Annotated in this window: 22 protein-coding genes; 1 reads left to right on the top strand and 21 read right to left on the bottom strand. The window is 44.7% G+C overall.

What is annotated here, in order from left to right; translation table 11 throughout:
• Positions 1-66: 66 nt before the first annotated feature.
• Positions 67-420: a swarming motility protein SwrAA gene (gene swrA / locus AUL54_RS13400; RefSeq protein WP_012118562.1), complete on the bottom strand. Its 354-nt coding sequence runs from the start codon at positions 418-420 to the stop codon at positions 67-69.
• Positions 421-794: 374 nt separating this feature from the next.
• A complete protein-coding gene (gene ctpB / locus AUL54_RS13395) occupies positions 795-2,153 on the bottom strand; it encodes a carboxy-terminal processing protease CtpB (protein ID WP_420913150.1) in 1,359 nt (452 codons plus the stop codon).
• Between the two features lie 209 nt (positions 2,154-2,362).
• Here ctpB and AUL54_RS13390 point away from each other — a divergent pair, with 209 nt between their 5' ends.
• Positions 2,363-3,769 (top strand): right-handed parallel beta-helix repeat-containing protein, encoded by a 1,407-nt coding sequence (locus AUL54_RS13390; protein WP_060964158.1) that lies wholly within the window; start codon positions 2,363-2,365, stop codon positions 3,767-3,769.
• A 46-nt stretch (positions 3,770-3,815) separates the two neighbouring features.
• Here the strand turns inward: AUL54_RS13390 and ftsX are convergent, their stop codons facing one another.
• The 19 genes from ftsX to flgM all read right to left on the bottom strand — a co-directional run bounded on the left by ftsX (position 3,816) and on the right by flgM (position 20,252).
• Positions 3,816-4,706, bottom strand: coding sequence for a permease-like cell division protein FtsX (gene ftsX, locus AUL54_RS13385; protein WP_016937789.1), 891 nt, complete (start codon positions 4,704-4,706; stop codon positions 3,816-3,818).
• Positions 4,699-5,385 (bottom strand): cell division ATP-binding protein FtsE, encoded by a 687-nt coding sequence (gene ftsE / locus AUL54_RS13380; protein ID WP_003151418.1) that lies wholly within the window; start codon positions 5,383-5,385, stop codon positions 4,699-4,701. Before ftsE ends, ftsX begins: the two co-directional genes overlap by 8 nt.
• Before the next feature lie 218 nt (positions 5,386-5,603).
• Positions 5,604-5,945, bottom strand: coding sequence for a cytochrome c551 (cccB, locus tag AUL54_RS13375; RefSeq protein WP_016937788.1), 342 nt, complete (start codon positions 5,943-5,945; stop codon positions 5,604-5,606).
• A gap of 35 nt (positions 5,946-5,980) precedes the next feature.
• Complete coding sequence (locus tag AUL54_RS13370) at positions 5,981-6,829, bottom strand: YitT family protein (RefSeq protein WP_060964157.1); 849 nt, start codon at positions 6,827-6,829, stop codon at positions 5,981-5,983.
• A 169-nt stretch (positions 6,830-6,998) separates the two neighbouring features.
• A protein-coding gene (gene prfB, locus AUL54_RS13365; protein WP_101605363.1) for a peptide chain release factor 2 occupies positions 6,999-8,100 on the bottom strand; the annotation gives its coding sequence in 2 pieces (ribosomal slippage) (positions 6,999-8,027 and positions 8,029-8,100; 1,101 coding nt in all).
• 74 nt (positions 8,101-8,174) lie between these two features.
• Positions 8,175-10,700 (bottom strand): preprotein translocase subunit SecA, encoded by a 2,526-nt coding sequence (secA, locus tag AUL54_RS13360; protein ID WP_047475776.1) that lies wholly within the window; start codon positions 10,698-10,700, stop codon positions 8,175-8,177.
• A gap of 165 nt (positions 10,701-10,865) precedes the next feature.
• Positions 10,866-11,432: a ribosome hibernation-promoting factor, HPF/YfiA family gene (gene hpf / locus AUL54_RS13355; RefSeq protein ID WP_060964155.1), complete on the bottom strand. Its 567-nt coding sequence runs from the start codon at positions 11,430-11,432 to the stop codon at positions 10,866-10,868.
• 194 nt (positions 11,433-11,626) lie between these two features.
• Positions 11,627-12,004 carry a DUF8042 domain-containing protein gene (locus AUL54_RS13350; protein ID WP_060964154.1) on the bottom strand — a complete coding sequence of 126 codons (378 nt, stop codon included), beginning with the start codon at positions 12,002-12,004 and terminating at the stop codon, positions 11,627-11,629.
• 9 nt (positions 12,005-12,013) lie between these two features.
• A complete protein-coding gene (gene fliT, locus AUL54_RS13345) occupies positions 12,014-12,358 on the bottom strand; it encodes a flagella biosynthesis regulatory protein FliT (RefSeq protein WP_060964153.1) in 345 nt (114 codons plus the stop codon).
• Positions 12,358-12,759 carry a flagellar export chaperone FliS gene (gene fliS / locus AUL54_RS13340; protein WP_045926616.1) on the bottom strand — a complete coding sequence of 134 codons (402 nt, stop codon included), beginning with the start codon at positions 12,757-12,759 and terminating at the stop codon, positions 12,358-12,360. The genes fliT and fliS overlap by 1 nt, the downstream gene beginning before the upstream one ends.
• A gap of 18 nt (positions 12,760-12,777) precedes the next feature.
• Positions 12,778-14,298 (bottom strand): flagellar hook-associated protein 2, encoded by a 1,521-nt coding sequence (locus tag AUL54_RS13335; RefSeq protein WP_060964152.1) that lies wholly within the window; start codon positions 14,296-14,298, stop codon positions 12,778-12,780.
• A gap of 248 nt (positions 14,299-14,546) precedes the next feature.
• Positions 14,547-15,542, bottom strand: coding sequence for a flagellin N-terminal helical domain-containing protein (locus AUL54_RS13330; protein WP_060964151.1), 996 nt, complete (start codon positions 15,540-15,542; stop codon positions 14,547-14,549).
• A 144-nt stretch (positions 15,543-15,686) separates the two neighbouring features.
• Positions 15,687-15,911, bottom strand: a complete 225-nt coding sequence (csrA, locus tag AUL54_RS13325; protein ID WP_003151402.1) for a carbon storage regulator CsrA — start codon at positions 15,909-15,911, stop codon at positions 15,687-15,689.
• Positions 15,905-16,336, bottom strand: coding sequence for a flagellar assembly protein FliW (gene fliW / locus AUL54_RS13320; protein ID WP_016937778.1), 432 nt, complete (start codon positions 16,334-16,336; stop codon positions 15,905-15,907). Before fliW ends, csrA begins: the two co-directional genes overlap by 7 nt.
• A 29-nt stretch (positions 16,337-16,365) precedes the next feature.
• The gene (locus AUL54_RS13315) at positions 16,366-16,935 is read right to left on the bottom strand and encodes a DUF6470 family protein (protein WP_060964150.1); all 570 of its coding nucleotides are present in this window, start codon (positions 16,933-16,935) and stop codon (positions 16,366-16,368) included.
• 90 nt (positions 16,936-17,025) lie between these two features.
• A complete protein-coding gene (gene flgL, locus AUL54_RS13310; protein ID WP_060964149.1) occupies positions 17,026-17,943 on the bottom strand; it encodes a flagellar hook-associated protein FlgL in 918 nt (305 codons plus the stop codon).
• A gap of 12 nt (positions 17,944-17,955) precedes the next feature.
• Positions 17,956-19,473: a flagellar hook-associated protein FlgK gene (gene flgK, locus AUL54_RS13305; protein WP_060964148.1), complete on the bottom strand. Its 1,518-nt coding sequence runs from the start codon at positions 19,471-19,473 to the stop codon at positions 17,956-17,958.
• Between the two features lie 15 nt (positions 19,474-19,488).
• Entirely contained in the window at positions 19,489-19,971 is a 483-nt protein-coding gene (locus tag AUL54_RS13300; RefSeq protein ID WP_060964147.1) for a flagellar protein FlgN, read from the bottom strand.
• A gap of 14 nt (positions 19,972-19,985) precedes the next feature.
• The gene (flgM, locus tag AUL54_RS13295) at positions 19,986-20,252 is read right to left on the bottom strand and encodes a flagellar biosynthesis anti-sigma factor FlgM (protein ID WP_016937773.1); all 267 of its coding nucleotides are present in this window, start codon (positions 20,250-20,252) and stop codon (positions 19,986-19,988) included.
• Positions 20,253-20,288 lie beyond the last annotated feature (36 nt).

Genomic DNA, 20,288 nt, shown 5'->3' with positions numbered 1-20,288 from the left:
CCGCCTCAAGCCAAACATTTTAATTCTATTGTACCAAATAATCATTGGCTTGAATATCTCAAACGTCTATCTCTCTTCCGTCATCCACAACGTCACATTTGAGAGAGAGAAATCTTTCAGATAGTGGTCGACTTCCACCTCGATTACACCGCTGATCAAAAGCATGGACCGTTTAATATCCGTCAGATTGATTCCTAAACGTTTATGGTTTTTCATTAAGTAGGTGAAATAATGCTTTGCACACTCCTCATTGATATCGTGAACACATTCAACATTTGTGTAATTGACCAGGTATCTGCTGAACAGCATAAGAAGACTTAGTGCTTTTGTTGATGAAAATGTAACGTCTTTTGTTCGGTCTTTTAGTTGTTCCACTAATTCATAATATTTTTTTTCACGCACAATACTTGCCCTCTTCAATTGTGAACCCCCATTTTTTTATCCAGATAAGCACGGGTGATTACAGCTGCCGTGCTGAAGCGCCGCAAACACTTCTGCTTTCAATACTGAAATGCAGCTGCCAAACTAAAAAACTGTTCTCTATTAGAACCTTCTTTTATTGTAAGAACTAAAACTGACTGAGGCAACTTTCAAAAGTTTCATTTTGAATACATATTAACTCGGCATAAAGTCTCTCTTCCCTATAAATATCGGGTAATGTTTGTCCTTTATAAATGTTTAAATGTGAAAATTTTTTTAATATCTTGTCAAAACCGTCATAATTATATGTCTTTTGGTTCATTTGTGAGACATGACAAAAGAAACAGGAGGCTTAAAAAAAGCCTCCTTTTCATTTATTTAACAAATAATGATTTTAACGCCATTTGCAGCTGTATATCATTTTTTTCGTCAGATTTCTTCTCATTCATCAGCTGATTCATTTTTTCCGCTGTTTGTTTGTCAATGACAGCTGTTTTATCAAGTTTGTACCGATCTTGGAACGCCATGACGGCTTTTTTCATTGTGCCGCTGAAATAGCCGTCCGCCCTGCCCGGGTCGAAACCCAAGCCTTTCAGCAGGATTTGTGCGTGTTTGACATCCGCGCTGTTCATATCAGGCTGAAGCGGCTGTTTCAGCTGAAGCGGTCCCGCCGCAAAATAATCCGGCTGGCTTACGGCGATTGTCGGAGTAATGCCTTTTTTGTGAATCCAATTGCCTTTCGGCGTCAGCCATTTGTAAAGCGTCAATTTAATGTTGCTGCCGTCTCCCATCGGCACGGCCTGCTGTACCGTTCCTTTACCGAAGGAGGTATCACCGACAACGTCATAATGCCCCGCTTCTTTCAGCGCGCCCGCAAGAATTTCGGAAGCGGAAGCGCTCCCTTTATCCGTAATGACATTAACGGGATACGGCTTCTTATGTTTTAAAGTTGAGAAATATTGTTTTTTATCTCCGTTGCGTTCCGCGATTTGGATATACGGCATGTCTTTTGTGACGAAATGCTTTAAAATCTGTTCGACGCTTTGAAGGTAGCCGCCGGGATTCCCTCTTACGTCAAGAACGAGTCCGTCAATCCCTTGTTTCTCAAGCTTTTTCAGCGCCGCGGCGAAGTCCTGAGCAGTATGCTCGGAAAATGTCGATATAGCGATGTAGCCGACATGATGCCCGCCTGATTCCTTACGTGAAGCAAATACGGTTTCCAGCGGGATTTCCGCTCTTTTAATCCGGAATGACAGCTGTTTTTCAGTGCCCGGACGATGTATTTTAATAGAAACCTTCGATCCTTTTTTCCCTCTGATTTTCAGCACAGCTTCATTTAAATCTTTCCCGTTCATTGACTCGCCATTTATACTGATGATTTCATCATTCGGCTTGAGGCCTGCCTTTTCAGCCGGAGATTGCTTAAACGGTGATACGATAATGATTTTATTCTCTTCCATACCGACTTCAGCGCCGATCCCTTCAAAAGATGAATCCAGAGAATCGGAAAACTGCTTGGCGGTCTGCTTGTCCATATAAACGGAATAAGGGTCGTTTAATGTAGACAGCATCCCCTGAATCGCTCCTTCAAGAAGCTTTTCTTTATCCACATTTTCCACATATTCGTTCGAGATCAGCTCATATGCTTTTTCGATTTTTTCCATTGCCTGGCTTCTTTCTGCTTCTGATGATTTCGGCTGTGCCGCCCCGGCAGTATGGGCTCCGCCGCACATGATGCTGACGGCCGCTATCGCTGCGATCATTTTCTGCTTCATCGTTTACCTCCTCTTAGTCCTTTTACGAAAACCTGGAGATAGTATGTGTAAACCGAAAAGAATTCATGTAACGGCAACAAAAAAACGGAACCAATAGATTGTTTCATATAAATGGGTAACGTATAATAATTTGTATGCAATTCATTAAATATACAGGAGAATGCGATATGAACATAAAATTGTCGATTTTATCCGCGGCGGTGCTGGCCGCAGGCATTACCGCCTTTGTCTGGCATAAAACAGAGGCCAATGAAAAATCACAGGCTGACGCTCTGTATGTTTCTCCCGCGGGAAACGATCAAAATGACGGAACGAAAGAAAAGCCGTTCCGCACATTGAAGCATGCGGCGGAAAAGGCCGAGGCCGGAACAACCGTATTGATTCGGGGAGGAACGTACGACGAAACATTTGAAGTAAAGCACAGCGGGACGGCGAAAAAGCCGATTACATTTCAGAACTATCAGAATGAGCATGTCGCCATCAGCGGCAAATCTGCGCCTAAAAGCGATTCTGAAACACCGTTAATTCAAATCCGCAATAAACAGTACATTACCATTCACGGCATTACGCTTGAAAACCTATCTGTCTCATCAGAAGATGCGACAGCCATGGGCATCTATGTCACCGGATCAAGCAGTCATATCGCCATTGACGGCAACCATATCCGGAATATTAAAACAACGGCTGATGAGGGAAATGCACACGGCATCGCGTTTTACGGCTCGGGCGCCATGAAGGATGTCAGCATCACAAATAACACGGTTGAAAAACTGACGCTCGGCGCAAGCGAAGCGGTCGTGCTGAACGGAAATGTTGACGGATTTAAGATCGCCGGCAATACCATCCGGGACAACAACAATATCGGGATTGACGTGATCGGCTATGAAGGAACTTCCAAGCAAAACGACTATGCGCGAAACGGCGTCATTGAAAACAATACGGTGAGCCATAACTCTTCTTACGGAAACCCCGCCTACGGCAATGAATACTCTGCTGGCGGTATATACGTTGACGGCGCAGAACATGTGGACATTAAGAAAAATACCGTTTACAACAATGACCTCGGCATTGAAGCCACTTCCGAGCATAAAGGAAAGTACGCACAAGATATACGGATTACGGATAACAAAGTGTACAACAATGCTTACACGGGTATTTCAATCGGGGGATATGACACAAAACGAGGCGGCACAATCAATTCCGTGATCGCTCACAATATCATGTACCGAAATGACACGAAGGACCTTGACGGCGGCCAGCTGCTGCTCCAGTACGATACAAAAGGGAACACCATCGAAAAGAACATCTTGACGGCAAGCGGTTCACGGATTTTTATCGCAAATGATTATACGAAAAACGAAGGCAATACTGTTAATCATAACGTCTATCACAAAGAAGCGGGAAAAGACGGCATTTGGAATTGGAAGAACAAAGAATATGATTCATTCGCAGCTTACAAAAAAGGAACGGCAAACGATTCAAATTCCATATATGCCGATCCGATGTACCGTGACGAATCGTCTTATGACTTTACATTAAAGCCGGGATCACCGGCCCTGCCCGTCATTCAATAACGGAACCATCAAAAAAAGCCAGTCTCACAAAGACTGGCTTTTGCATTTATACACGAAGGAATTTCCGGATGGAAGTCAAACTTCCCCATACTCCGATAACCGCGCCGATCAGAATGAGCACAAGTGATACTTGGAACACAAACGGACTGTACGGCAGGAGTGAAACAAATGAGCCCTGAACTTTCGGAGCCACCCAAGCGACCATTGACTGGTACGTGCTCAGCACGAGAGCGATCGGTATGACAGAACCGAATACCCCAAGCAGCAGCCCTTCAAGGAAAAACGGCCAGCGGATAAACCAGTTTGTCGCGCCGACAAGCTTCATGATTTCAATCTCTTTTCTTCTGGCGAAAATCGTGATTTTAATTGTATTTGAAATTAAGAACATCGCCGTGAACAGAAGGCCGATGATTAATGCGATCCCGATGTTGCGTGACACTCCGACGACCTTAAACAGACGGCTGACTTCTTCTTTCCCGTATGTCACTTTATACACATGATCCAGCTTCTCAATTTTTTTCGCGACTTTCGGCGTATCATGCGGATCTGTCGTTTTGACGATAAACGCGTTGTTCAGCGGGTTTTCCTGATCTTGCATTTTCATGGCCTTTCCGCTGTCGCCGAAGCTTTTGACCAATTGATCAAGCTCTTTATCTTTAGATGAAAACTCTACGCTTTGGATTCCCGAGATATCTTTAATCTCATTCTGCAGCGTATCCTGCGTTTTCTTATTTGACGTCAGATCGATTAATACTTTAATTTCCACTTCTTTTTCAGCATTTTTAGCCATGTTGTTTAAATTCAGCATAATGACTAAAAACACGCCGACCAAAATCAATGTAACGGTAACGGCGCTGATGGATGCAAATGTCATCCATGTGTTTCTTCCGAGAGATTTAAAACTCTCACGCAAATGGCGCCCGAGAATTTTAATCATAAGAACCATACTCCCCTCTTGACTCATCACGCACAATAATTCCGTCTTCGATTGCGATGACCCGTTTCTTCATGGTGTTTACTATTTCTTTATTGTGTGTCGCCATCACGACGGTCGTCCCACGGTTGTTAATCTCTTCCAGTGTCTTCATGACTTCCCATGATGTGACCGGATCAAGGTTGCCCGTCGGTTCGTCAGCTATAACGACGTCAGGATTGTTGACGATGGATCTTGCGATGGAAACACGCTGCTGTTCTCCTCCGGAAAGCTGGTCGGGAAACTGCCGCGCTTTATGCTTCAGCTGCACAAGGTCGAGCACTTCGAGCACGCGTTTTTTAATGACTGACTGCTGCTCTCCGATAACTTCAAGCGCAAACGCTACGTTTTCAAATACCGTCAATTTCGGAAGAAGTTTAAAATCCTGGAAAACAACACCTATTTTACGCCGCACGAAAGGAATCTCTTTTTCTTTCACAGCCGCGAGATCTTTATGATTAATCAATATTTGCCCTTTTGTCGGTTTTTCTTCTCTGTAAATCATTTTAATAAAAGTAGATTTACCGGCTCCGCTCGGTCCTACGACATATACAAATTCTCCGGGATGAATCATGACTGACAGCCCGTTAATCGCTTTTACACCGTTCGGATAGGATTTATATACTTCTTTCATCTCTATCATGAAATCACCTAATCTTTTATTTATGTCTTGCAGCCATAGAGTTCGCAAAAATACTGCGGTTTATGGCCGATCTACCAGGAAACAGATGAAAAATCTGAAAGTTCCTTTTCCTCAGTACACTTCATTATACGTCAAATTTAGACATATTACTATTACAGTTTCTTTTCATTCCCAGGCCGTGAAAAAACCTTGCCCCTATAACAGGCAAGGTTTTTCTGTTATTTTTTCTGTGACAGCCATTTTGCGATCTTCGCGGCTTCCTCATCATTTACAAGATGGCTCGGCATATTGCCCCGTCCGTTTTTAATGATGCTTTCAATCTTGGCTTCATCATACTTCCCGCCGACTTCTTGTAAATTCGGACCTCCGCCGCCTTCTAAATCTTTACCGTGACAGCCGATACAGCTTTGCTGATAAAGCTCTTCGCCCGCTGACGCAGATGCTTTCGATCCGCCTGAGCTGTCAGAGCTTTCTTTTTTCGATTCATTGGCTCCGCCGCATGCCGCCAGCAGGACGGACATGGTCAGAACCAGCGCCAATAGCGCCCATTTTGATTTCATATGTAAGATGCACCCCTTCGCTATTATAACCCTGTTTATGCGCGTTTGAAACCCTCGCCGAGCACCTCGCTTGCGTCTGCGACAATGACAAAGGCTGACTCATCAATTTGTTTGACGATTTGTTTCAGTTTTGTGAATTCGGTCTGGCCGACGACACACATTAAGATCGGCCGGTCATGTTCCGTATACCCGCCGACTGCGGAAATCTTCGTCACACCCCTGTCAATTTCCGTAAACACAGCCGACCTGACGGCTTCTTCATGCTGCGTAATGATTAAAGCCATTTTGGAGCGGTTGAACCCGACCTGCACGACATCAATCGTTTTGCTTGAAATAAATACCCCAAGCATCGCATACAGTCCCTGTTCCACTCCGAAAACGAGCATCGCGCTCAGCACAATTAATCCGTCCATGATGGCAAGGCACGTTCCCAGTGAAAGCCCCGTGTATTTGTGGATAATCTGCGCCGCCAGTGCCGTTCCCCCCGTGGAGCCTTTGCCGAGATACACGATACCGATCCCCGTGCCGATCCCGACGCCTCCGAAAATCGCCGCCAGCAGTTCATGGGTCGTCGCGGCAGGCAGGTCTCTCGTTAAAAAGACGGCAAGCGGCAGAACGATGGAACCGACAAGTGTCTTCATTCCGAATTTCCCGCCGAGAATGATCACGCCGGCGATAAACAAAGGGATGTTAATGATCCACTGCACGTAAGCCGGCTCAAAACCAAATGTCTCCAAAATGGTGCTGATCCCGCTTACTCCCCCCGCTGCTATACGGTTCGGCAGCAAAAATACGTTAAACACGACCCCTGTAATCGCCGCGCCGATCACGATATATATGTAATCTTTGATCAGACGGAGCGGCTTATTGTGATTCACATCCATGCAAAATCCTCCGTTCTCCGATTTTCTCTCGATAGCATTTTAAGTCTTCCCGGCTTAGAAGTAAATAACAGCCAAATACCGTATTAATTTGCTAAAGCGCTATTGTGAAAAATGGAAAAAGAGAACGGATAAAAAAACACACCATGCCAAAGGCAGGTGTGTTCCCGGATTAAGACAGTTTAGAGCGTAAGTAGGCATCAATGAAGATATCAATATCTCCGTCCATAACCGCCTGTACGTTCCCCATTTCCGTATTGGTCCGGTGGTCTTTCACCATGGAGTACGGATGGAATACGTAAGAGCGGATTTGGCTGCCCCAGCCGATTTCTTTCTGTTCGCCGCGGATTTCGTCAAGCTCCGCCTGCTGTTCTTCAATTCTGCGCTGGTACAGCTTCGCTTTGAGCATTTTCATCGCTCTGTCGCGGTTTTTGATTTGTGAACGTTCCGTCTGGCATGTAACGACTACATTTGTCGGCAGGTGGGTGATCCGAACGGCCGAATCAGTCGTGTTGACGTGCTGTCCGCCGGCACCGCTCGCCCGGTACGTATCAACTTTAATGTCTTCGGTACGAATATCAATGTCGATTTCTTCATTGAATTCAGGCATGACTTCACATGACACGAATGACGTGTGGCGGCGGCCAGATGAATCAAACGGAGAAATCCGCACGAGGCGGTGTACGCCTTTTTCCGCTTTTAAATAGCCGTATGCATTGTGGCCTTTAATGAGCAGTGTAACCGACTTAATTCCGGCTTCATCACCTGGCAGATAATCAAGCGTTTCAACTTTGAATCCGCGTCTTTCCGCCCAGCGGGTATACATTCTGAGCAGCATGGAACCCCAGTCTTGGGATTCTGTACCGCCTGCACCCGGGTGAAGTTCTAAAATCGCGTTATTTTTGTCATATGGTTCACTGAGCAGCAGCTGAAGCTCAAATTCATTCAATTCCTTCGTTAATGACTTCAGTTCTTTCTCAAGCTCCTGCTGAAGATCCGTATCGGGTTCTTCTTTTAAAAGATCATGTGTCATTTGGAGCTCTTCATGAGACTCGCTCAGCTGATGGTAGGAGTTCAAGTATTCCTTCAGACCGTTCGCTTCGTTGATGACAGTTTGGGCCTTCTGCTGGTCATTCCAGAATTCCGGTTCCGCCATCTTTTCATCTAATTCTGCAATGCGGGCTTCCTTTGATTCGAGGTCAAAGAGACCCCCTGAAGTCCGCTAAACGAGAAGCCATATTTTCGAGCTCTGCCCTGATTTCTGATAATTCCATTCCATTCACCTCATTAAAAGATCCGGGGCGCCATAAGACGCAGACCCGGTCATGTTCGATGCATACAGTCCTGACTATTCTGTCCGGCCGCAGCAATTTTTATATTTTTTTCCGCTTCCGCAATGGCAAGGTGCGTTGCGTCCGATATCTACGACTTTGCGTACCGGCGCTTTTTTCGCTTGTTTGGCCTCATCGCCGTCCTGCGGCTGGTGAGCCGTCGTTTGGCCCTGAACAACTTCTTCGCGTTCCAGATTGCTTTCAATCTCGGCCTTCATGACGAATTTCGCAACCTCGTCCTCAATGGACTCAATCATGTGCTCAAACATAGCGAAACCTTCCATTTGGTATTCACGCAGCGGATTTGTCTGCGCATAGGCGCGGAGGTGAATCCCTTGACGCAGCTGATCCATCGCATCAATATGATCCATCCATTTTGAATCGACGGCACGCAATACGATGACTTTTTCGAATTCACGCATCTGCTCTGTGCCGAAATTCTCTTCTTTTTCATTATATTTTGTCATGATGCGGTCCATGATCATCTCATGCATTTCATCCGGTTCTTTTCCGAAGATATCGCTCTTTTCAAGCGCGCCTTCATCAAGATACGTTGTATTCACGAGCTCCACGAGGCCGTCAAGATTCCATTCTTCCGGAAGCTCCTCTTTCGGCGTATAAGCGGCAATTGCACGCTCCAGTGAAGACTTGATCATGCCTTCCACAATGTCACGCAGGTTTTCAGAGTCAATGACTTCAAAACGCTGCTTATAAATGACTTCGCGCTGCTGACGGAGCACGTCGTCATATTGGAGAAGCTGTTTACGTGAATCGAAGTTGTTTCCTTCGACACGTTTTTGAGACGATTCCACGGCGCGTGACACCATTTTGCTCTGAATCGGCGTGGAGTCATCCATACCGAACCGGTCAAGCATCGCCATCGTCCGTTCAGCTCCGAAACGGCGCATCAATTCATCTTCCATTGAAAGATAAAATTGTGTGATACCTGGGTCTCCCTGACGCCCTGAACGTCCGCGGAGCTGGTTGTCAATCCGGCGGGATTCGTGGCGTTCCGTACCGACGACTGCAAGGCCGCCAAGCTCTTTTACGCCTTCACCGAGTTTAATGTCGGTTCCGCGTCCTGCCATGTTGGTTGCAATTGTGACAGCGCCTTTTTGTCCCGCTTCTTCAATGATCTGAGCTTCACGCTCATGGTTTTTCGCGTTCAGCACCTGATGCGGAATTCCTTTATTCTTCAGAAGTTTAGAAATCAATTCAGATGTTTCAACGGCAACCGTACCGACAAGAACGGGCTGTCCGGTCATGTAGCGCTGGGCGACATCCTCCGCCACCGCCTTGAATTTCCCTTCCATTGAGCGGTAGATCAAATCCGGACGGTCTTCACGGATGACCGGCTGGTTGGTCGGAATGGATACAACCTGCATGTTATAAATATTGCGGAATTCTTCCTCTTCCGTTTTTGCGGTACCGGTCATGCCGGCAAGCTTTTCATACATACGGAAATAGTTTTGGAACGTAATCGTCGCCAGAGTCATGCTTTCATTTTGAATCTCCAGGCCTTCTTTCGCTTCAATCGCCTGGTGAAGGCCTTCGCTGTAGCGGCGTCCTTTCATCAGACGGCCGGTGAAGGAATCGACGATGACGACCTGGCCGTCCTCAACAACATAATCCACGTCTTTCTGCATCGCCGCATGGGCTTTTAAAGCCTGGTTGATATGGTGATTCAACGCCACGTTTTTGACATCAAACAGGTTGTCGATGCCGAACGTTTTTTCAGCCTTCGTCATTCCTTCTTCCGTCAGCTGAACGCCCTTCGTTTTGACGTCATACGTATAATCCTGATCCTGCTTGAGTGTGCGGACAAATGCATTTGCCTGCACGTACAGTTTTGTGGACTTCTGAGCTTGTCCGGAAATAATCAATGGCGTTCTCGCTTCATCGACTAAAATGGAATCGACTTCATCAATAACGGCAAAATGAAGCGGGCGCTGCACCATTTGTTCTTTATAAAGCACCATGTTGTCACGCAAATAATCAAAGCCGAGTTCATTATTCGTTGAATATGTGATATCGGCCGCGTAAGCTTCGCGTTTTTCGTCTTTTGACAACGAATTCAGGTTCAGGCCGACTGTAAGCCCGAGAAACTCGAAAATTTCTCCCATTTGCTGGGCATCACGGCTTGCCAGATATTCGTTGACCGTTACGACGTGAACGCCTTTTCCCGTCAACGCGTTTAAATATACCGGAAGGGTGGACGTCAGCGTTTTCCCTTCCCCTGTTTTCATTTCGGCGATATTCCCCTCATGAAGGGCAAGACCCCCCATCAGCTGCACTTTAAACGGAAACATGCCGGTTACGCGGCGTGAAGCTTCACGAACGACGGCAAACGCTTCGACAAGAAGGTCATCCGTCGTTTCTCCTTTTTCAAGCCGCTCTTTAAATTCTGCCGTTTTTTGTTTAAGCGCATCGTCAGAGAGATTTTCATAATCTCCTTTTACAGCATCAATGTCATTCGCTATTTTTTCGTATTTGTTCAGCGCACGTTTGGTCGGATCAAACATTTTATTTAAAATCCCAAGCATCTATAACGCTCCTCTATGTTCACATGCAGATTTCGCATGGAATAAATGATAATTTTCTGTCCATGTATACCTCTCATTATCATAACATACCTTTTGCTATTTCCAAAGAATTTGCAGATAAAGAAAGAGAAAAACCTTCCGCGCGTTCACGGAAGGCTGGATGGTTTATTCAGTCGGTTCAATTAATCCGTATTTGCCGTCATTCCGGCGGTAAACGACATTTGTCAGATTCGTTTCCGCGTTGGTGAATACGAAGAAATTATGTCCGAGCATATTCATTTGGAGAATCGCTTCTTCATTATCCATCGGTTTTAAATTAAAACGTTTCTGACGGACAATTTCCGGGCTGTCATCTTCAATTTCGTCCTGAACCGCTACGTTTGTATCAGCTGCGCTTCCGTTCTCGAAGTAATGTTTCGGAAGACCCTGCTCGCGGAATTTTCGGTTGACTTTTGTTTTATGCTTTCGGATTTGACGTTCCAGCTTGTTTGTTGCGAGATCAATTGCATTGTACATATCCTCGTTATGCACTTCAGAACGAAGCGACAGATCAGTCATCGGAATGGTGACTTCAACTTTGGATTCCTTATCATTATAGAATTTTAAGTTGACGTTCACATCGGCATTGACGCTCTGCTCGAAATATCGTTCCAGCTTGCCGATTTTTCTTTCCACATGATCCTTTAACGCAGGTGTAACCTCAATGTTTTCTCCTCTGATATTGTAGTTCATCAAAGAACGCCTCCCTTTATCTAAGGATATGTAACTATTTCTCTTTTTCCCCTTCTGATCCCTGCTGAAACGTTAAAATAATGTGTAAATTCGGTGAACGATGACGAATGGTGTCGGCTTATATCCGCTGCTTCCGGCAGGATTATCAGTATATGCAGAAGACGCAGGCAAAAGACCTGCCGCTTGCAGCAGGTCTAGTGAAGAACATACGGTTTGATGCAGTCGTGCGTCTGCTCCATCCACACCTTATAATGCGGCAGAAAGATGGTTTTTAAAAACTCCTGAAATGGAGCGGACGGGAAATCATAATCATTTAACATGCTGAAATCCTGAAAAATCTCGTCAAATGACCGAATCGCCGTCTCCACGCATTGGCACTCAACGATAGACAAGAGAAGCGCATGAGAGGAATCGAGATGAAAAAAAGCCTGAATCAAATCGTTGTAAATCCGTTCGCCCTCCGTCTTAAAAAAATCATCCTGCGTATCCAATAGGTAGCAAAGCCCCTCATCAATGGTAAAAAGAAGCTGGTAGTATGCTGACACCAAATGGTAATCGTTCAAACTTCTCAAAACACTCACCTATTTGCGTTTGTCGTAATAACGGCCGTCACTTGTCGTTTGATGATACGGATTAAAATACGTATTATGGTACACCCGTTTTTTCTTGAGAGTTTTTATTTCATTTCGGATGCCATCCTGGAGCCGTTTCACTTCTCCGGTAATCAAGCGGTCCATCGCGGCCACCTGCTGAAGCAGCGTTTTTTCTTCTTCGGAAAAAGGCGGCTTTATGCCCGCAAGCATCTCTTCCCTTTTCTCCGTAAATGCCGTGAAGCTGCTGATGAGGCCGTCGCTTTCCGGGGCATCCTTCAGTGCAGCGTGCATGTTCTTCGTTTCGTTATACAAAGAAAGGACATTGCTGTTCATCAGGCAAGGCCGCCCGCGCCATGGCTGTTTTTCCGTTCGCTCTGCATGGCTTGTTTCCACGTATCGCGAAATTCAGTAACAAGCTTTTCCGCTTCATCTAACAATCCTTCATTATTCTGCACGTTCGCTTCAATCAGGCGGCGGCGGATGTAATCATAGATTGATGACATTTGTTCAGAAATCTCAATCTCCCGGTTTAACGTGATGCTGAGCTCTTGAATGATGTTTTGCGCCTTTACGATATTTTCATTTTTGGCTTCAGGGTTGTTTTGCTTCATCGCCTGCCTTGCCAGCTTAATGAATCGCAGGCAGCCGTTATAAAGCATAAGGGTCAGCTCTTCCGGAGCGGCTGTAAAGACGGATGTCTGCTGATAAGCAGCAAAAGGATTATTTATTGCCATTTTGTGAAACCTCCAAGATTATGATGTTGAAGATCCTAACATTGACGTGAGATATGAAGATTGGCTGTTCAATTTCTCCAATGCCGTATCCAACGCGCTGAACTTTTTATAATATCTCGTCTCGATGTCATCCAGCTTTGTTTTCATATTCGTAATATTTGTTTCTACTTCGTTCAGGCTTTTTCCGATGGCAAAGCTGGTTGATACCGAGCTTTCCGTACCGGCCTGTTTTGAAATTTGAGTCTGCATTTTGTTTAATGTGTCTTTTAACCTCCGGGCAATCCCCTGTTCTTCGGGGTTTTTGGTTTTCGCTGTATCAGGGCTGTCCGCATTAAACAGCTTAGCCACGAGAGACGGATTCTCGGTAATTTTCTGTTTCAGTTTTGCTTCATCTTTAATGACTAGCTTTCCTTGATCGGTGTAGTTATCAGACGTTTCGATTCCGAAATCCGTGAGCTGATATTTTTTTCCGTCAATCGTAACCGTCGAGTACAGATCCAGCCGCATCTCCGCCAAACCGTTCTGCAGGGTGCTGTCGCTCCGTAATAAACCGCTTTTGGCTTTTGCCTCCCACTGCTCAACCTGCTTATCGGTCATTGATTCTTTTTGTTCATCGGTTAACGGCGTATAATCACGGTATTTGGATTCTGACACCTTCGCGTTTACGCTTTTAATTAACGTGTTGTATTTATCAACGAAATCTTTAATGTTGTTAAAAATGCCGTCCGTATCAGTCGTGCTGTTGATCGTAACCGTTTTATTGCTTTCCGTCACGCTGTTCAGCGTATATTTGATGCCGTTGATCGTAAAGTTATTTGACGTTTTGGTCATTTCAAGCCCGTTGAACGTAAACTTCGCGTTTTTCCCTTCGGCATTGGCCGTAAGTTCATTCGTTGTATCATCAACGGCAAAACCGAGCTGATCTTTCAGGAAGCTTCTAGTTGCGTCATCACCTGCGGCAAGGGCAAACCCTTCTCCCGTTTTATTGGAAGTAAACGCGATCGTATCCACATAATCCGTGCCGTTGGAGATTTTCTCTTTTAAAGCCGTCACCCCGAGGCCCGAGCTGTTCAGTTTGGTGACCACATCATCAATCGTATCGGTTGCGGCGATCGTGACGTTTACCTCTGTCGGCTTCGTTTCACCCGGATTTGTGACATTGAATTTCAATGTTTGGCTCTGGCCTGAGGTGAAATGAATGACGCCTGAAGATTTATATGTCGTCGGCGTGGCCAGCTGCTGAACAGACATGCTCGTTGAAATATTTTGCTCAGCACTGACGGCCGTCGCGCTGACACTGGAATCCGAACTTGTTACTGTTTTTTTATTCCAGTTTGTGGACATCAGCATATTATTAAATGTAGTGGAATACATGTCGGCAATCTGGGTATTCATTTCCCGATAAGCATCGCGCTTCCATTCAAGCGTCTGCTTTTGCTGGTTTAATTTATTAAGCGGCTGCTTTTCGGCATCCATCATTTTTTTCACCAGAGAATCTACATCAAGACCGGAATTAAGGCCTGTGATTCTTGTGACCATATGTACCCTCTCCTTTTCGGCGTTTAGTCGTAGACGGCTCTATGACAACAGTGAGTTTCCGACTGTTTATCATATCACAGCTCCATAAATGTATGATCTTATTCTTATATCGGTCAGATTAAAAGGTTTTCAATAATTTAACTGCAAATTATAACGTTTCATTTTGTCAATAGTGTTCTTTGGCATGATGAGGGGAGATAGCTGAAGGAATAAAAAAAAGACCCTGGAGAACCAGGATCTTTCCGTCATTAACCTTTAAGCAATTGAAGAACTTGCTGAGGCTGTTGGTTAGCTTGCGCAAGCATAGCTTGAGAAGCCTGAGTAAGGATATTGTTTTTCGTGTACTCCATCATCTCAGAAGCCATGTCTACGTCACGGATACGTGATTCAGCAGAAGTCAGGTTCTCAGAAGAAGTACCAAGGTTGTTGATTGTGTGCTCTAAACGATTTTGAACCGCACCAAGTTTAGCGCGCTCGCTAGATACTGTGTCGATAGCTGTTTTGATTGTTGTAAGAGCTGAAGACGCAGCTTTAGCTGAAGATGAGATGTCGATACCTTTAGATAATTTTTCGCCTTCTGCTATTTTTTCCGTTCCTACAATAGTACCTTTATCATCATAATAACCGGCTTTTTTTGTAACTTTACCGTCTGTTACTTCTTCATCTGCCCAAGTAGCGGTGCTATTTCCATCACCTGATTTAAGTGTTCCATCAGCTTGAGCTGTATAAGTCGTACCAACTTTCAAGCTTTCAGAGTCCATTTTATTGATAGACAGGCTCATTGTTTGGCCTTCGTTAGCTCCGATTTGGAACGTAAGATCTTTTGCAGTTCCGTCAAGAAGTTTCTTCGTGTTGAACTCAGTGTCAGTAGAAATTCTTGTTACTTCAGATGATAATTGGTCCATCTCTTTTTGAAGCTCAGAACGGTCTGAATCTGTGTTTGTATCGTTCGCCGCTTGTGTAGCAAGCTCGCTCATACGCTGAAGAATGCTGTGAGTTTCGTTCAATGCACCCTCAGATGTTTGGATAAGAGAGATTCCGTCTTGAGCATTTTTAGACGCCATGTCTAAACCGCGGATTTGGGAACGCATTTTTTCAGAGATCGCAAGACCCGCAGCGTCATCACCAGCGCGGTTGATGCGAAGACCTGAAGATAATTTTTCCATGTTTTTTGCAGCAGAACTTGAACCTGCATTCAGCTGACGGCTAGTGTTAAGAGCCGCGATATTGTGGTTGATTCTCATTTTGTATTTCCTCCTTGAATTGTTTTTCGCACGTCCTTGTGCATTTGCGCAGCATCATTTTTGAAGAAAATTTTTCCTCTCATTGGCTACACTATATATATCGGACGGCCGCTTCTATTGTTTATATTGAAAATAAAAAAATCCTCACTTTTTTTGTGAGGATAAATTAAGTAATAAATCAGTATTAAAAGATACAGCTCTGTTATTCTCTTCCAGGATGGACAAGTATATTTCCTTCCGATGAATATCCACGTGCTGCGGCGCTTCAATTCCCAGCTTCACTTGCTCTCCTTCGATGGCAATCACCTTGATTTCAATATCCGGCCCGATTTGAATGGACTCATTCACTTTTCTCGAGAGAACTAGCATGATCCTCCTCCTATCAAATGTTTTGTTTCATAGGAAGCATCATGTAAAATGATTTGTTTCGCCTTCATTTCCTTTTTATTGACGATAATCGGCGCTTTTAAATTGGCGGTCGTGTTTTCAAAAGGCTCTTCCAGCGTTAAAATCGCCATCACTTCGACGTCCTCTATATCTTCAATGTGCAAAAGCTCCAGCGTCGATTGGTCAATGTCAAATTCGTATCCTTTAAAGAAAATAAACGGACTGGCGACAATAAAGGCGATATGCTCCTGTTTGACAGACTGCAGCGCCAAAAACGGTGAATCTTCCGACAAAGGAAGAACAACAAATTGAGTCTCGTCATTAAATCCCGGCAGCCCGTTTTCAAATGAGATAATCTGCCCTTCGTCTATTCTGATTTCTCCGTGATATTTTGTTTTAATAATCATGCTTCACAATCCTTTACCACTTTCATCTTTTATTCTGTATTACCGTCGTCAACCGAAATCGTCACTTTAGGGTCTTGCATCATATCAATCTGAACTCTCCCCGGTGTGTAATTCCATACCGGTTTATGGGCGGTGGCTTCAATTGAAGGTTTGCGGGCTTCAATATCAACCGTAAGCATTGAAGGAATGCAGTCAATGTCAACGAGAAACTGCGCAGGCAGAAAGTCGCTGAATTCGCCGAATGGATCGGGCGGACTGACATCCGCTGCCTGACGAGCCATCACATTGCCGGTTTTCTTTTCGATAGCCGCCATTTCCTTCCCTTCTCTGACTGTTTTCGCAATAAACTCACTGCATGCTTGCGCACCTTTCTGGGCGGCTTCAGCGTTCAGCTTCTCAAATGATTTCAGATTTAAGTTCTCCCACGCCCTCGTCTGATCAATCGTCAGTTTGGCCGGCGTGCTTTCAATGTTCAGCTCTGCCGGCGGCTGCTCGATTTCCAGGTCAGCGGGCGGCTGTTCCATCTCGATTTCTTCCTTCTGAAAGGTTATACCGATTTTAGCAGGCACACTGTCAATAATCAATCTCGGCATCTGCATAGAGACCCCTCCTCTTTAGAGTGTTCTAGTAAAAAAAGCGATCTCCCTGTTGTGAGTCGCTTTTTTTATATATAGAAGACGTTTCATCTATTATTTCAGGAAGTCGATCAGTGACGGCTGAATGATATTCGCATTTACTGACAGCGCAGCTTTATGAACCGTCTGCTGAGATAAATAATCAACAATCACATCTTCCATTTCTACATCTTCATTATCTGACAATACTTTTTCAGCGGTAGCAGCTTGAGATTCCAACCTTGTCTTAATGAGTTCCAAACGGTTTGTTCGGGCGCCGATATTGGATTTTTCAGCATTCATTTTGTCAGTAAAACCGTCGATGTCTGACAGAATTTGATTTGAATCTGCTTCAGAGAGCGTACCTTTGCTTAAAGAAGCTTCTAATGAGTTGAGAAATTCAAATACATTATCTCCATTTTGAGCGACGCCCCCGAAAGCTGAATTCGGGTCAGAATTCACTTTCAGCACTGCCCCGTTCGAAATGTTGATGTTAACATCCGAAGCACTCGTGTAATTTTCATAGTTGTACGTATACGTGCCGTCGGCATTTTCAGTGATCGGCGGGACATCTGAATTTGTTCCGTTAAACAGGTAACGCCCGTTCACCTGAGTATTCGCGACAGAAACGAGCTGCTTTTTCAGCTGGCCGATTTCTGTACCGATGGCTTTTAATTCCGTTTCACCGTTCGAATCACTTTTTGCCTTAATCATCAAGTCCCGGATTTTCCCCATAATATCCGTTTCTGAGTTTACGCTGGATTCCGAGTTTTCCAGCCATGTGAAACCTTGCGAAACATTCCGCTGATACTGGTTGACCTGCGCAAGCTGAGTACGGTACTGCATTCCCTTCATTGCGACGACCGGATCATCAGAAGCTTTGGTGATTTTTTTCCCCGTAGACACTTGCTGCTGAAGCCGATCGAGCTTGTCATAACTTGAGCCGATAAATCGAAGAGAATTTTTTGCGATCATCCCTTGAGTTACTCTCATTTACTTATCTCCTTATCTTCCTCCGGTGCCCATACCGTTAATAATTTTATCGAATATTTGATCCTGCATCGTTATGATTCGCGCAGCGGCATTATAAGCGTGCTGAAACTGAATCATATTTGTCATTTCTTCATCTAATGACACGGCGCTGACTGATTGTCTCCGCTGATCGGCCGAAAGGGTGTTGCTTTCAGAGTTGTTCATAAGATTGGCCGCTTTTTGTGAATTAACGCCCAGCTTGCCGATAAGGGATTCATAAAAGTCATTAATTGTAGTGGTTTCACCGTTAATTGTCAGCTTGCTGTTCTGCACGGCTGCCAGGTTTGTCGCGTTTGTGCCGTCACTTTTTTCTCCGTTTAACGACGCTGCGATATTGTCGGTAGACGCAAGGACTTTGTCACTGACTTTTATTTTCGCTGCCGCCCCTTTTACCGGCACCGCTTCATCCCCGCTGAAATCAAAAAATGCTGCGCCCTGTTCGCCTGTATAGGTCTTTCCTTTTTCGTGAACTGCATTAAACGCGTCAGCAAAGGAGAGCGCCATATTATCAAGAGCAGTCATCATTTCAGGATAAAGGCCCTTTTCTTCTCCATTTGACATATAGCCGTATGACTCAATAAGACCTAAAAGTGATCCTTTGCCGGTAAATGCATCCGCATTAACCGCATTGCTGCCGACGGATACGCTTGACACAAGACCGCTGTCCTGGTCGTAGTTGATTTTCATTTCTGAAACCGTTTTTGTATTACCATCAAGCAGTGTTCCGAGAGAATTGTTGTTTCCGTTCAGCAATTCCACGTTGACCGTGCCTTCAGCAGTCGCCAAGGCATGTCCGCCCGACTTATTATATGAAACTTTTATATTTGCCATAGAAGATAGTTGGTCAATCAATCTGTCTCTTTGGTCATATAAATCATTAGGAAGCATACCGCTCGGCTCAACTGCCGCTATTTGAGTATTAAGGTCATTCAGCTGATTTAAAATTGAATTGGCCTGATCCGCTGTGTTATCCAGGTTCTTTTTAATATCCCCCTGAATGTTAGTCAAAGAGCTTGATATATAGTTAAAACTCTCGACAAGAGATTTCCCCTGCTCCTGCAAGACTGAGCGCGCTCCCGTATTTTCCGGGTTCGTCGCCAGGTCCTGAAGGGCATTCCAAAACGAACTGAATGATCCGTTTAATCCGTTATCATCAAGCTCTTTCATGACGCCTTCCATTTGCGACAATGAATTGGAACGGGCTGTATAGTAGCCTAATTTTGTATTTTCAGTTCTGTACTGATAGTCTAAAAAACTGTCTCTGACACGCTCCACTGAACCGGCTTTGACCCCGGTTCCGATTTGGCCGGCCGTCAGCTCACTGTTTTTTGATACAGCGGGGTAAGGACTCGTCGATTGTAATGTGACGCGCTGCCTTGTATATCCTTCTGTATTTGCATTTGCAACGTTATTTGAAACTGTGCTCAATGCAGTCTGCTGCGCACTCAGTGCACGTCTTGCTGTTTCGAGCCCCATAAATGTCGATGGCATTGAAAATCCTCCGTTCTAAGCTTTTGAATCGAATAATGTCAAACGGCTGACAGGCTGGCGCGCCGCTTGCGGCTCTTTATAATTCATATTCTCTTTTTCATCCGGCATGATCATATCGAATGCCCCTGAGATGAATTGCAAAGCCTGAATCGTGAGCTGCTTATTCATCTCATTCACTTCTTTCAGACGGTTAAGAAGCGCAGATAAAGAGTGAAATAATCCTTCAAGCTCCTGTTTTTCACTGCCTGAAGCTCTTGAGATACATGCAGCAATTGTGTTATCTTCACCGCGGCTGAGAAACTGGGAAGTTAACTTGATTCGCTCTTCCTCAGTCTGCCCGATTGCCTGAATATACTTTTGCTCTTTGGTCAATATGTTGGAAAGCTCTTTTGTTTTACCTGCTTTCAGCGCTTCCGTTTTCTCCTCAGACAGCGTGAGCAGATGTTCATGCAGTGCGCAAAGTCGCTTCAGTTGATCGATAATTGGCTTTGCTGACATTGGCTTTCTCCTTTTTATTGCTTTTTATAGAAATTCATTATTTTTTCAGCGATGCTGTTTGAATCTATTTTATATGTTCCGCTCTCTATATCCGCTTTTAGCTGAGCGATTTTTTCCTGACGTGTTTTAGTGACCGCATCTGACGCATTTTGAAGCTCTTTTGCATGAGAAGAAATTTCCACTTTGTCTTTCGGCTTTGCAGCCTCTTTTTGTACGGCTTGCTTTTCGTAATTTTTTTGGTATGGATTAACGGATTGTGTTCCGTACTGATTGATTTTCATTGGATTCCTCTCGCTTTCTGTTCGCAGTCTAATTCT

It is taken from the genome of Bacillus sp. SDLI1, from assembly GCF_001553895.1.
Taxonomy (GTDB): domain Bacteria; phylum Bacillota; class Bacilli; order Bacillales; family Bacillaceae; genus Bacillus; species Bacillus siamensis.
The sequence above is the reverse complement of the archived record's forward strand: the minus strand, read 5'-3'. Positions and strand labels throughout refer to the sequence as shown.